Raw genomic sequence first — 8,670 nt, 5'->3', positions numbered from 1 at the left:
CCCAGCGCGCGCGGCGCGCCGGGGGGGGCGCCGGCCCCCCAACCTCCGCGTGCTGCGGACGCGTGGTCCGTGTGGAGCTCGGCTGCCCCGTGTCAGCTGCCTCCACCGCATCCGCCGCCGCCACCGCAGGACGACCCGCCTCCGCAGGACGAGCCGCCGCCGCACGACGAGTGGCCGCCGCCGCAGGAGTGACCCCCGTGATGACCCCCGTGGTGGCCGCCGCCGGACGAGCCGCCGGACGAGTCGCCCCCGCCGGCCCACCAGCTGCCCCCGCCGCCGGTTCCGCCCCCCAGGAGGCTCCCGCTCGATCGGGAGCTCCGCGCCCTCACCGAACCGGCCTTCCCGCGGGCACGGCGGCCGGCCCTGAGGACGCCGATCAGGACGATGAAGAAGACCGCCAGGATGATGCCGATGATCATGGCGCCACCCTCCTTTCGTTCCCCCGAAGCGACCCCCCGTGGGCGCCTCGCGTCGTGCGTGACAGGGGGATGCCCCCGCGCTCCGCCGGCCAAAGCAGAGTTGAGCAACTCCTGAGCATCAGAAGTCGGGACACCCCCGCCCGGGGTGCGGACCGGGGCCGGACGGCGGGTGAGTTGAGGAACTCCACGGCTTGGGCGCAGGATGACCGGCATGACCTCCAACGGCCGCCGTCCGCTTCTCAACCGCCGACTCACCGAGTTCGGCACGACGATCTTCGCCGAGATGTCGGCCCTGGCGCTCAGCACCGACTCGATCAACCTCGGCCAGGGGTTCCCCGACACGGACGGGCCCGCGGAGATCCGGGAGGCGGCCGTACGGGCGCTGCGCGACGGACGCGGCAACCAGTACCCGCCGGGCCCCGGCGTACCCGAGCTGCGGACGGCGATCGCCGTCCACCAGAAGCACCACTACGGGCTGTCGTACGACCCCGACCGCGAGGTGCTGGTCACGGCGGGCGCCACCGAGGCCATCGCCGCGAGCCTGCTGGCCCTGGTGGAGCCCGGCGACGAGGTCATCGCCCTGGAGCCCTACTACGACTCCTACGCGGCCGGTATCGCGATGGCGGGCGGCACCCGGATCCCGGTCACCCTGCGCCCGCACGAGGGCCGCTTCCGGCTGGACCTCGACGAACTGCGCGACGCGGTCACGGACAACACCCGGCTGCTCCTCCTCAACACCCCGCACAACCCCACCGGCACCGTCCTCTCCCGCGAGGAACTCGGCGAGATCGCGAAGCTCGCCGTCGAACGGGACCTGCTCGTCGTGACGGACGAGGTGTACGAGCACCTCGTGTTCGACGACGCCGAGCACGTGCCGCTGGCCACCTTCCCCGGGATGCGGGAACGGACCGTCACCATCGGCAGCGCGGGCAAGACCTTCTCGTTCACCGGCTGGAAGGTCGGCTGGATCACCTCCACGCCGGACCTCGTCACCGCCGTACGGTCGGCGAAGCAGTTCCTGACGTACGTCAGCGCAGGCCCGTTCCAGTACGCCGTGGCCGAGGCGCTCGCACTGCCGGACACCTACTTCGAGGCGTTCCGTACGGACCTGCGGGCCAAGCGGGACGTGCTGGCCGCCGGGCTCTCGGCGGCGGGGTTCGAGGTCTTCCGGCCGGCCGGGACGTACTTCGTCACCACCGACATCCGCCCGCTCGGCGAGAGCGACGGCTTCGCCTTCTGCCGCGCGCTGCCGGAGCGCGCCGGCGTGGTCGCCATCCCGAACGCGGTCTTCTACGACCACCGGGAGGCAGGCGCGCCCTTCGTGCGCTTCGCGTTCTGCAAGCGGAAGGGTGTGTTGGAAGAGGCGGTTACCCGCCTCAAGCGATTGGCGGTCTGACAGGGGGCGCGAAGAGAGCGCCGCCCGGTTGCTTCGGGGTGCGGGACCTGCTCAGACCCTGCTCCCGGAGCGACCACGGTTCACTCGGTGTCCTTGGGGTGTCGCGGGGACGCGTACACGAGGATCACGGTGGCGGTCTCCGCGCTGACCAGGTAGCGCACTCGACCACCGCTGGTGACCTCGTACTCCCACTGGTCCAGGTCGGAACCCTTCCACGCTTTGGTGGCGTGCCTGCCGCGCAACTGATGCTGGCGATTCCAGTTGGACCGGGTCAGGGGGTCACTTCGGAGAGCATCCAGGCAGCGATGCGCGCTCGGCAGGGCCACGCGACACAGTTCCTCCCAGCCCGTCACCGCCTCTGTGGTCCCGAAGACGACGTTCCACCCGTTGAGGGGCGGAACGCTCACTCGGTCTCCTTTCTTCGGGCTCACCCACGCACCTCGACCTGACCGAGGTCATCACCATCGAGCGGACGCAGCGATTCCCTGAGCTGCTCGGGATCGGCATTGATGCGTGCCGTGGCGCGCCAGGAGACGATCGCGCGGTGCACAGCCTCTCCCGCCCCCAGTTCGGCGGCGTCCGACAGCGCTTCGAGAAGCTCGACAGTGAAAGCCCGAACCTCTTCCGCGTCCAGGTGTCGCGCCCAGGGGAACACCTCGGGCAGGGCGAGGACGAGCGCTCTGGCACCGTCGTCCTGCTTCATCAGCGCGAGGAAAAGCCGCGAGGCGGTGGTCAGATTCTCCTCCGCACCCTCCGCGCGTACAGCCGTGGTCAGCACCATGTCCGGCGCGTCCCGATGGGTGACCCGAAGCCGCCCCAGGGCAGCAGCTCTGGCCGCGACACCTTTGGGGTTACGGGACAGATCGGTGAAGGAGACGGATTCCGTTTCTGCGTCCAGACGCCCGATAGACATAATCAGAGCTTACTCAGATCACAATCTGATTCCAAGGGGGACTGTCCGACGCGCACCGAGGTGCTGGAAGAGGCGGCCCGGCGGCTCCGGGCGGCCCGCCAGCGCCGCCGCAGGGTGCGTCGATCACGGGCGCGACGCGCCCTAACACGCGGGGGACGGCTACCGCGGACGGCGCGCCGAAGCGTCGGAAACCGCACCCCGGCGGACGCGCAACGTTCGCAAACGCCCCGTAAGGGACGCAGAGTTCGGGTGTGACCCACGCCAGTACCCTTCCGGCTCCCGCCGTCCAGAAGCCCGCTGACGGGGACCGCGCCCGCGCGGCGCGGTCCGGGCGCAACGTGCCCGCCGTCGTGTACGCGCTGGGGCTGTTCGTCCTGGCCCGGCTCGTCGGCGTCCTGGTGCTCGCCGGGACCGCCCGGGCCCACGGCAAGCACCCCCTCGCCCTGCTCGGACGCTCCTGGGACTCCCTCTGGTACCTGGGGATCGCGGCGCACGGCTACGTACGCGCCCAGCACTTCAGACCCACCGTCGTCCACAGCGACCTGGCGTTCTTCCCGCTGTACCCGGGGCTCGTCCGCGCGGTCACGGCGGTGACCCCGTTCAGCGGGGGCGCGGCGGGACTGCTGGTGTCCTGGCTGGCGGCCGCGGCCGCCGCGTGCGGGATCTACGCGATCGGGGCCCGGCTGCACGGCCGCGCGGTCGGCGTCGCCCTCGTCCTGCTCTGGGGCCTGCTCCCGCACTCCGTGGTGCTGTCCCTGGCGTACACCGAGCCCGTCCTCACCGCCTTCGCCGCCTGGTCCCTGTACGCGGTGCTCACCGGGCGCTGGCTGTGGGCCGGCACGCTGGCTGCGCTCGCGGGCCTGTCGCGGCCGAACGGGTTCGCGGTCGCCGCGGCGGTCCTCGCGGCGGCGGCCTGCGAGGTCTGGCGGCGGCGCGGCCGGAAAGTTCCCCACAGCCTGTGGACGGGCGCCGCGCTCGCGCCGCTCGGCTGGTGCGGCTACGTACTGTGGGTGGGCCGCCGCCAGGGCGATCCGCTCGGCGGGTACTTCCAGGTGCAGCGGCTGTGGGGCTCACGCTTCGACTTCGGCGTGGGCGCGCTGCGCTTCGTCAAGCACCTGCTGCTGCGCGGGGACCGCTTCGTGTTCCCGATGTCGCTGGTGATCGTGGCGGTGGCCGTGCTGCTGTACGCGCTGCTGATCGCGGACCGGGCCCCGCTGCCGCTGCTCGTCCACAGCGGCGTCCTGCTGCTGATCGCGCTCGGCGGCGCCGGGTTCTTCGAGTGCAAGCCGCGCTTCCTGCTGCCGGCGTTCCCGCTGCTGCTGCCGCTGGCCCGGGCGCTGGTGCGGACGGCAAGAGCCCGGCCCTGGCACGCCGTCCTGGTGGTCGGCGCCCTGGCCGGGCTCTCGTTCGCCTACGGCGCGTATCTCGTCGTCATCGCGCACACGCCGCTGTAGAACCTGGCGGAAAACCAGCGTGAGGACTACTCGTCGTCGTCCTCGGGCTTGTCCGCCTCGTTCACTTCCTGCTCCAGGCCGAGCTGCTCGACGAGCCACTTGTCGAACTCGATGGCGGCCCGCACCCAGCTGACCGTCGACGACACGAAGTGTTCGAGGGCGACGCCGGTGCCGATCAGCATCTGCGCCTCGCCGATCAGGCGGACGGTGCCGTCGTCGTGCGTGTGGGTGTAGACCTTCGGCCACAGCGTGCGGCGGTTCCAGTCGTCGATCGACTCCAGCAGCGTCGGCTTCTCGTCGATCTGGTGCGGTCGGTCGTAGAACGTCCGCACCGAGAAGACCTGCTGGTCTCCCTCGCCGCGGAACATGAAGTACGTACGGAACTCCTCCCACGGCGCCGCGAGGTCACCCTCGTCGTCGACGACGTACTTCAGCTCCATCTGGTCGAGGAGCTGCTTCACGAGGTCCTGATCCGGGACGACGGGGCCCGCCGGTCCGCCGGGCTGCGGCTCGGGCTGGCCCCCGAAATTCGGAATCGAGGACGGGTCGATGCTCACCGTGTATTTCCCTTCGTACGGATACCGCCATCCTCCCCCATCCGGGGCGGGGAGTGGCAACCCCTGACGTGGCCTGTCGGCCGGGGCGGCATGTTCCCGTCACCGGCGACCGGGGCGGAACCCGTCGTCATGGGGGGGGTGCGGGGCCCGGTACGACGGCCTCCGGCCCCCGGCCGCGAAGTCCCGGCGGGGCACGTCCGGAGTGTCGTACCGCTCCGTGTCCGCCACCGATCCGTTCACGGACGTGACCGGTCGGGCGGCGCGGAGGCCGGCACCCTCCCGCGCACCGCCGCCGATCCCGCTCCCGGCGCCGGTAGCGGTAGCGGCGCGGTACCGATCCCGGTACCGGTCACCGTGCCGATCCCGTCGATCACGGTCCCGACGCCGGTACCGGTGAGCGGTCACCGGTACCGGTGAGCGGCACCGGTACCGGTCACGACGCCGACGGCCGGCCGTACGAACGCCTGTCCGGTACCAGGGCGGGGCCCGCCCGCCCTGGTCACCTCGCCCGCCTCACCTCGTCACCTCGGCGGCGTCACAGCGTCTTGCCGGTCGCGGGTCCCACGATCAGGCCGTCCCCGAAGGCGTCCACCCGGACCGTGTCGCCGTCCTTGACCTCGCCCGCCAGGATCTCCTTGGCGAGCCGGTCGCCGATCGCGGTCTGGACCAGGCGGCGCAGCGGCCGGGCGCCGTACGCCGGGTCGTTGCCCTCGGTCGCGAGCCAGGCCAGGGCCGGGTCGGTCACCTCCAGGGTGATCCGGCGCTGCGCCAGCCGCCTCGCGAGGCGCTCGATCTGGAGCCTGGCGATGCGCTCCAGCTCCTGCCTGTCGAGGGCGGAGAAGACCACCAGGTCGTCGAGCCGGTTGAGGAACTCCGGCTTGAAAGAGGCCCGGACGATCTCCAGGACCTGCTGCTTCTTCTCCTCCGCGGAGGTCAGCGGCTCCACCAGGTACTGACTGCCCAGGTTCGAGGTGAGGATCAGGATGGTGTTGCGGAAGTCGACCGTCCGGCCCTGTCCGTCCGTCAGCCGTCCGTCGTCCAGTACCTGGAGGAGGATGTCGAAGACCTCCGGGTGTGCCTTCTCGACCTCGTCGAGCAGGACGACGCTGTACGGGCGGCGGCGCACGGCCTCCGTGAGCTGGCCGCCCTCCTCGTACCCGACGTAGCCGGGCGGGGCGCCGACCAGCCGGGCGACGCTGTGCTTCTCGCCGTACTCGCTCATGTCGATGCGGATCATCGCCCGCTCGTCGTCGAAGAGGAAGTCCGCGAGGGCCTTGGCGAGTTCGGTCTTGCCGACGCCGGTCGGGCCGAGGAAGAGGAAGGATCCGGTGGGGCGGTCCGGGTCGGCGATACCGGCGCGGGTGCGCCGTACGGCGTCGGACACGGCCTGCACGGCCTGGCTCTGGCCGATCAGCCGACGGCCCAGCTCCTCCTCCATGCGCAGCAGCTTCTGCGTCTCGCCCTCCAGGAGCCGCCCGGCGGGGATGCCCGTCCAGGAGCCCACGACGTCGGCGATGTCGTCCGGGCCGACCTCTTCCTTCACCATCGTGTCGCCGGCGGCTTCCTCCTCCGCCTCGGAGGCCTCCTCCAGGTCCCGCTCCAGGGTGGGGATCTCGCCGTAGAGCAGCTTGCTGGCGGTGTCGAAGTCGCCGTCGCGCTGGGCGCGTTCGGCCTGGCCGCGCAGCTCGTCGAGCTTCTCCTTCAGCTCACCGACGCGATTGAGGGACTGCTTCTCCTTCTCCCAGCGGGCGGTCAGCCCGCGCAGTTCCTCCTCGCGGTCGGCGAGGTCGCGGCGCAGCTTCTCCAGACGCTCCTTGCTGGCGGCGTCCGTCTCCTTGCTGAGCGCGAGCTCCTCCATCTTCAACCGGTCGACGGAGCGCTGGAGTTCGTCGATCTCGACGGGGGAGGAGTCGATCTCCATGCGCAGCCGGGACGCGGCCTCGTCGACGAGGTCGATGGCCTTGTCGGGCAGGAAGCGGGAGGTGATGTAGCGGTCGGAGAGGGTCGCGGCGGCCACCAGCGCGCTGTCCGCGATCACGACCTTGTGGTGGGCCTCGTAGCGTCCCTTGAGCCCGCGCAGGATCGCGATGGTGTCCTCGACGCTGGGCTCGGCGACCAGGACCTGCTGGAAGCGGCGCTCCAGGGCGGGGTCCTTCTCGATCCGCTCGCGGTACTCGTCGAGGGTCGTGGCGCCGACCATCCGCAGTTCGCCGCGGGCGAGCATGGGCTTGAGCATGTTGCCGGCGTCCATCGAGGAGTCCCCGCCGGCTCCCGCGCCCACCACCGTGTGCAACTCGTCGATGAAGGTGATGATCTGCCCGTCGGAGTCCTTGATCTCGGCGAGCACGGTCTTGAGCCGCTCCTCGAACTCGCCGCGGTACTTCGCCCCGGCCACCATGGCGCCGAGGTCGAGCGAGACGAGCCGCTTGTTCTTGAGCGACTCGGGCACGTCGCCCTTCACGATCCGCTGGGCGAGACCCTCCACGACGGCGGTCTTGCCGACGCCGGGCTCGCCGATGAGGACGGGGTTGTTCTTGGTGCGCCGGGACAGCACCTGCACGACCCGGCGGATCTCCTGGTCCCGGCCGATGACCGGGTCGAGCTTGCCGTCGCGCGCGGCGGCCGTGAAGTCCGTACCGAACTTTTCGAGTGCCTTGTACTGGCCCTCGGGATCCGGGGTCGTCACCCGGCGCCCTCCCCTGGTCTTCTGGAACGCCTCCAGCAGCTTCTTCGCACTGGCGCCCTGCTGTGAGAGTACGTCCCCGCTCCGGCCGCCCTTCGCGGCGACGCCGATGAGCAGGTGCTCGGTGGACAGGTACTCGTCGCCGAGTTCCCTGGCCTTGTCGGCCGCCTCGGCGATGACGGCGAGCAGCTCGCGGTCGGGCTGCGGTGGCGCGACGGTGGACCCGGTCACGCTGGGCAGGGCGGCCAGGACCCGTTCGGCGCCGGCCCGTACGGAGGCCTGGTCGGCGTCGACGGCGGCCAGCAGATCGATGATGTTCTCGTTGTCCTGCCCCCCGAGCAGCGCGAGCAGCAGGTGTGCGGGGGTCAGGTCCGGGTGCCCCTCGGACACGGCCCGGCTGGTGGCCGCGTTGATCGCATCCCGGCTCCTGTTGGTCAGCTCGGCGTCCACGTTCGCAGTCTCCTCCTGTGCACGGACTTCCGGTACGGACTCCCCGTACGGACTGACTCAACCAACGTACACAAAGTTGAGTCTATTCCACTCAAGGTGAGCCCGGGGCGACTTGCGGCACACCGGTCGGGTTACCTTTCGGACCATGGCCGCACATCCGGTGAACCCACGCGATCCCGACCCCGCCTACCTCGCCTTCTGGCGGGAGCGGCACCTCTGCACGCTGACCACGCTCCGGGGGGACGGCAGCCCGCACGTCGTCCCCGTCGGGGTCACCTACGATCCGGACGCCGGCCTGGCCCGGGTCATCACCAACGGGTCCAGCGCGAAGGTGGGGCACGTGCGGGCCGCGGGGGCCGACGGCGCCCGGGTCGCGGTCTGCCAGGTGGACGGGCGGCGGTGGGCGACGCTGGAGGGGCTCGCGACCGTCTCCACCGAACCGTCGCGCGTCGCGGAGGCGGAGCGGCGGTACGCGGAGCGGTACGGGAGGACGCCCTCACCCAACCCGGCCCGGGTGGTGATCGAGATCGGACTGACCTCGGCGCTGGGGCACGGCTGATCCCACCGCACGGCTGATGCCACCGCACGGCCGGTTCCGGCCGCCGTGGCGGAGGACGCACCCTGAGGACGCTCCCGAGGGACGCACCCGGGGGGACGAGGCTCGGATACCAGGATGTTTCGCCCAAAACTGCAGCGGCGTCACCGTGTTCAGGTCACGGTGTCGGCGCCGCGGGGGGTCGTATCTGGGGGATCTAGATCGACGGGGGGTTAGCGGTTGTGACTGTGGGGGGTGGGGGT

Annotated in this window: 8 protein-coding genes; 3 read left to right on the top strand and 5 right to left on the bottom strand. The window is 71.2% G+C overall.

Annotated features, from left to right (window positions below):
• Positions 1–92: 92 nt before the first annotated feature.
• On the bottom strand, positions 93–419 hold the full coding sequence (locus ACFV2J_RS14000) for a hypothetical protein (protein ID WP_385089752.1): 327 nt from the start codon (positions 417–419) through the stop codon (positions 93–95).
• Positions 420–621: 202 nt separating this feature from the next.
• Between ACFV2J_RS14000 and ACFV2J_RS13995 the strand changes: the two genes are divergently transcribed.
• Positions 622–1,815 (top strand): pyridoxal phosphate-dependent aminotransferase, encoded by a 1,194-nt coding sequence (locus ACFV2J_RS13995; protein WP_385089750.1) that lies wholly within the window; start codon positions 622–624, stop codon positions 1,813–1,815.
• An 80-nt stretch (positions 1,816–1,895) separates the two neighbouring features.
• On the opposite strand, the gene ACFV2J_RS13990 is transcribed toward ACFV2J_RS13995, so the two are convergent.
• Together ACFV2J_RS13990 and ACFV2J_RS13985 are read right to left on the bottom strand one after the other, a co-directional pair.
• Positions 1,896–2,222, bottom strand: a complete 327-nt coding sequence (locus ACFV2J_RS13990) for a hypothetical protein (protein WP_385089747.1) — start codon at positions 2,220–2,222, stop codon at positions 1,896–1,898.
• A 20-nt stretch (positions 2,223–2,242) separates the two neighbouring features.
• Positions 2,243–2,728, bottom strand: a complete 486-nt coding sequence (locus ACFV2J_RS13985; protein ID WP_385089745.1) for a prevent-host-death family protein — start codon at positions 2,726–2,728, stop codon at positions 2,243–2,245.
• Between the two features lie 251 nt (positions 2,729–2,979).
• Here ACFV2J_RS13985 and ACFV2J_RS13980 point away from each other — a divergent pair, with 251 nt between their 5' ends.
• Positions 2,980–4,182, top strand: a complete 1,203-nt coding sequence (locus ACFV2J_RS13980) for a glycosyltransferase family 39 protein (protein ID WP_385089742.1) — start codon at positions 2,980–2,982, stop codon at positions 4,180–4,182.
• Between the two features lie 26 nt (positions 4,183–4,208).
• Here the strand turns inward: ACFV2J_RS13980 and ACFV2J_RS13975 are convergent, their stop codons facing one another.
• Together ACFV2J_RS13975 and clpB are read right to left on the bottom strand one after the other, a co-directional pair.
• The gene (locus tag ACFV2J_RS13975) at positions 4,209–4,739 is read right to left on the bottom strand and encodes a YbjN domain-containing protein (RefSeq protein WP_153289451.1); all 531 of its coding nucleotides are present in this window, start codon (positions 4,737–4,739) and stop codon (positions 4,209–4,211) included.
• Positions 4,740–5,274: 535 nt separating this feature from the next.
• The gene (gene clpB / locus ACFV2J_RS13970) at positions 5,275–7,872 is read right to left on the bottom strand and encodes an ATP-dependent chaperone ClpB (protein WP_385438719.1); all 2,598 of its coding nucleotides are present in this window, start codon (positions 7,870–7,872) and stop codon (positions 5,275–5,277) included.
• Positions 7,873–8,017: 145 nt separating this feature from the next.
• Here clpB and ACFV2J_RS13965 point away from each other — a divergent pair, with 145 nt between their 5' ends.
• On the top strand, positions 8,018–8,431 hold the full coding sequence (locus tag ACFV2J_RS13965; RefSeq protein ID WP_385089736.1) for a pyridoxamine 5'-phosphate oxidase family protein: 414 nt from the start codon (positions 8,018–8,020) through the stop codon (positions 8,429–8,431).
• Positions 8,432–8,670 lie beyond the last annotated feature (239 nt).

This window comes from Streptomyces sp. NPDC059668 (assembly GCF_042734135.1).
Lineage (GTDB): Bacteria > Actinomycetota > Actinomycetes > Streptomycetales > Streptomycetaceae > Streptomyces.
Note: the sequence above shows the minus strand (reverse complement) of the source record. Positions and strands in the feature narration are given on the sequence as shown.

Coding starts and splice junctions, on each gene's coding strand:
- ACFV2J_RS13965 (WP_385089736.1), top strand. CDS start 8,018: ATGGCCGCACATCCGGTGAACCCACGCGATCCCGACCCCGCCTACCTC.
- ACFV2J_RS13985 (WP_385089745.1), bottom strand. CDS start 2,728: ATGTCTATCGGGCGTCTGGACGCAGAAACGGAATCCGTCTCCTTCACC.
- ACFV2J_RS14000 (WP_385089752.1), bottom strand. CDS start 419: ATGATCATCGGCATCATCCTGGCGGTCTTCTTCATCGTCCTGATCGGC.
- ACFV2J_RS13995 (WP_385089750.1), top strand. CDS start 622: ATGACCGGCATGACCTCCAACGGCCGCCGTCCGCTTCTCAACCGCCGA.